Here is a 1,330-nt window from a genome sequence, read left to right on the forward strand (position 1 = left end):
AAAGCAACGGAGAGTGGCTGGTGAAGGATTCTCAATCCGAAGCCCGTCCAATTTATGATAAGTCTACCAATACATCACTTGTAGATGCAGATCAGGATATCATTGATGCCGTAAAAGATGATCATGAAGCAACGATTGACTACGTACGAACGCCTGTTGGTGAGACGACAGCTCCGATCAACAGCTATTTCGCGCTTGTGAACGATGATCCTTCTATTCAAATCGTCACGAATGCTCAGAAATGGTATGTAGAAAATCATATCCAGGGTACAGAATATGCGGATCTTCCTGTACTCTCTGCAGGTGCCCCATTCAAAGCAGGAGGACGCGGAGGAGCGGACTATTATACCGACATTCCTGCTGGAGACATTGCAATCAAAAATGTAGCGGATCTGTATGTATATCCAAACACATTGAAGGCAGTCCTATTAAATGGTGAAGAGCTGAAAGATTGGCTCGAAATGTCAGCGGGTCAATTCAATCAGATCAATCCGAACAGCGAAGAAGAGCAAAAGCTGATCAATCCAGACTTCCCTTCCTATAACTTTGATGTCATTGATGGCGTCACGTATAAAGTGGATGTCAGAGAACCAGCGAAATACGATCGCAGCGGAAATGTCATTAACCCAGAAGCAAGCCGGATTAAAGACTTGAAATATGAAGGAGAGGAAGTCACTGCAGACATGTCCTTCATCGTTGCAACGAATAATTATCGGGCGAGCGGAGGCGGGAATTTCCCTCACCTAGACGGTTCGAATATCATTATTGATTCACCTGATGAAAATAGACAGGTACTAATCGACTATATGGTAGAGCAGCAAACGATCAACCCGACAGCTGATCATAACTGGTCGTTCAAAGATATTAATAAGAAGCATGTTGATTTAAACGTTACCTTCGAATCCTCACTGAAAGCAAAAGCTTATGCGGACGACATGGAGACTATCAACTTTGTAAGCGAGGCATCCGATGGTTTTGCGACTTACCAGCTTAATTTGATGAAGAGCAAGCAGAAGCACGACCATAAGAATCACGGAGACATGAAGCATAAACATGAACACAAGCATGGAAATCCTCACGACTACCATAATCATTAATCATGAAAAGCTGGCCGGCACACAGGTCAGCTTTTTTATTTAACCGCTTTTTGTCACCGTTCTTCTTATTCCATTAAAGCTCCCTATTCCGGAAGACTCAGTTTCGAGACTTTTATGTGCGAGGATGGTGACGGGAAAAACGACTCCCTTTCCGCGGACATGCGCTGAGCCTCCTCAGGCTTCTTCCGGGGTCTCACCTGTCATGCTCATCCCGCAGGAGTCTCGTCGTTTGC

The 1,330-nt window shown here is 44.7% G+C and carries 1 protein-coding gene; it reads left to right on the forward strand.

Features of this window, described 5'->3' with window-relative positions; genetic code table 11:
- Positions 1 to 1,097, forward strand: a 1,097-nt coding sequence (locus LD39_RS20930) for a 5'-nucleotidase C-terminal domain-containing protein (RefSeq protein ID WP_197061472.1), incomplete at its 5' end; no start/stop codon positions are given.
- Positions 1,098 to 1,330 lie beyond the last annotated feature (233 nt).

The organism is Halobacillus sp. BBL2006 (assembly GCF_000786645.1).
Taxonomy (GTDB): Bacteria; Bacillota; Bacilli; order Bacillales; family Halobacillaceae; genus Halobacillus.